This is a genomic window from Vibrio sp. M260112, from assembly GCF_036533775.1.
GTDB lineage: Bacteria > Pseudomonadota > Gammaproteobacteria > Enterobacterales > Vibrionaceae > Vibrio.
In genome coordinates, this window is sequence record NZ_JATABH010000116.1 from 1 (window position 1) to 2,468 (window position 2,468).

Genomic DNA, 2,468 nt, shown 5'->3' on the forward strand with positions numbered 1-2,468 from the left:
TGGAATAAACGGGGACACTCACTTTAAGAAAATAAGAAGGGCAACTCCGCTACGACGATGAACAACGGATCACCTACTACCACAGTGCCTTTGGCGGCACCTCCCAATATGTAAAAGACGACAAAAACCGCATCATTGCGATTGTCGACCCGCAAGGCCACCATACCGAGCAAGAGTGGGATTTCGATAACCTTATCGCAGTCACCGACCCATTAGGTCAGCGCACCGAATACCAATACGACGACTGGGGTAACGTCACTCAGGTCACCGAGCCTAATGGGCAAGTTCATACCTATTCCTACGATGACAATGGACAACTGCTCAGCTACTGTGACCCACTATCGAGTACGTGGCATTACGCGTACAACTTGGCAGGCTTGCTGCTCTCGGTGCAAGATCCCGATGCCCGTGAGTGGCGACATGAATACAACGCGCTGGGACAGCGGACGCTAACTGCATCGCCCGATGGCTCCGAAACCCGCTATGGCTATAACAAGCAGGGGATGCTAGAGCGCATTTCTCCCGACAACAGCGTTGGATTTACCTTTTACTACGACAAACAATGTCGATTGGTGAAACGCACCAGTGATGAGCAACTGACCCGACGCTGGTACTATCAAGGCAACCGCCTATCTCCCTATCAAGTCGAGTATGAAGATGGCTCAACAACCCAATTCGAATACGACATTGAAGGTAACATCACCGCCATTACGGACGCCCTTGGCAATGTCTCTCGCTATGAATATGGCGCCTTCGACAAATTGGCGTCTGCCACCGACCCACTGGGCGCGACTACCCACTACCATTACAACGCTGAGGCCGAATTTGCGGGGGTGACCAACAGCCAAGGCCAACAGTGGCGATACGAATTTGACCCATCTGGACGAATAACAACCGAACACCACTATGATGGTCGCCAACACCACTTTGCCTACGACGAAGCGGGACGACTGCTGACACAAACCAAGCCCGACCAACACACTCAACACTACTACTACCACACCAATGGACAACTGGCTCAAATTCAAACCCGCGATGCTCAAACCGTTGTCACCAGCAACACCTGGTATGAATACGATAAAGCCAACCGCTTAGTCACCGCTGAAAATGGCGATGCGTGGGTCGGATTTGAATACAACGCTTCCGGCCAGGTCATTAAAGAAACGTTGAATGGGCAAACCCTGACACACCGCTACAACAGTGCAGGCATTCGCCAATCGTTAGAAGGGGCAAACACACCGTTAGCGCTGCTGTGGCAGAAAGGGCAGTTACAACAGCTGGCCATCGGTGAACATTCCCCCCTTCACTTTAGCCACAGCAAAGCCGGATTAGAAACCTTAAGAGACAATCACAACGGCTTTAGGCTTCACCACCAATGGAGTAACACTGGCTTATTAGAACATCAACAACTGGGTTTTTTAAACGAACACGCCCCCGATAGAGACCGCGCTTTACTGCGCCAGTACCAATACGACGCCCTCGACCGCCTGGTCGGCATCGATGAATCTTACTTCGGTAAAACCGACCTTCGTTTGAATCCGAATGGACAAATCAGCGAAGTGCGGCAAACCAAATCCTGGAAAGATAAGGCGACTCAGGTTCAGCTTTTCGGCTACGACAGCGAGCTCAACCTCAACCAGCAAAGCACGCTACCGTTAGCCGACAACGTGATTGACCTCGCCCAAAAGCGCGAAGAGAAGAACACACATCAATACGATCGTGCGGGCAGGGTTGAGAAAAAAGGTCCTTACACCTATCGCTACGATGAATGCGGTCGGGTAATAGAAAAAATTGAGCAGCAGAATGGATACAGAGCGAAAAGCACCAAGTTCGTCTGGAACGCCTTTGATCAGTTAATTAAAGTCGAGCTGCCCAACCAAGAACGTTGGCGTTACCGTTATGATCCTTTTGGAAGGCGAATCGCAAAAGAGTGCGAGCAAAGCCAAACCAAACACGCTAACCTGCATTACCTGTGGGATGGCGACAACCTGATTCAGCAGCAGAAAGTGTGTGCGGATGGCACGGCGCTCAGCACCATTGAATGGGTGTATGAACCCGATAGTTTTAGGCCGCTGGCGCAAATCAATACCGATAATATTCATGGCACCTCGGCGCTCAGCTATGTGGTCACCGACCACGCCGGCACACCGCGCGAGCTATGCAACGAGCAAGGCCATATCATCTGGCGGGGGCAACACGAACTCTGGGGCAGCTACAAGCACCAACATCTACAAGGCCTCACCAAACAATACTTTGAAGACGCCGCCAACGACCCAATAGAGTGTGATTTACGTTACCAAGGCCAAATCTTTGATAGAGAAACAGGGCTTTACTACAACCTGCACCGTTATTATGATACAGACAGCGGGCAGTATTTAAGCTCTGACCCCATCGGCATGGCGGGTGGTTTAAGACCACAAGCGTATGTACACAATCCGATGGACTGGGTGGATCCGTTTGGGTTGGCA

The 2,468-nt window shown here is 51.2% G+C and carries 1 protein-coding gene; it reads left to right on the forward strand.

Annotation, left to right across the window (positions count from 1 at the left end; all coding sequences use genetic code 11):
* Positions 1-368: 368 nt before the first annotated feature.
* Positions 369-2,468, forward strand: a 2,100-nt coding sequence (locus QTN95_RS20240) for an RHS repeat-associated core domain-containing protein (protein ID WP_443088884.1), incomplete at its 3' end; no start/stop codon positions are given.